We start from the raw sequence: 219 nt of genomic DNA on the forward strand, positions 1-219 counted from the left end.
CCGCCTGCGGGACGTACGGGTGATAGTCGTTGATCCATACTGTTCCGTGCCGGAGGCCCCCCGCAACACGTTGCGCCTTTGACCCGTCCGAGGTCCACACCGCGCCTGCCAGGCCGTACTCCGTGTCGTTGGCGATGGCCACGGCCTCGTCCTCGGTCCGGAATGTCTCGACGGTCAGCACCGGGCCGAATGACTCCTCCCGCAGCACGCTCATGCCGG

1 protein-coding gene is annotated in these 219 nt (G+C 67.6%); it reads right to left on the bottom strand.

Annotated features, from left to right (window positions below; all coding sequences use genetic code 11):
• The coding region (locus AC5RUO_RS20065; protein ID WP_494104454.1) for an aldehyde dehydrogenase family protein at positions 1–219 on the bottom strand (219 nt) is incomplete at both ends.

Source organism: Arthrobacter sp. Y3221087 (assembly GCF_059089905.1).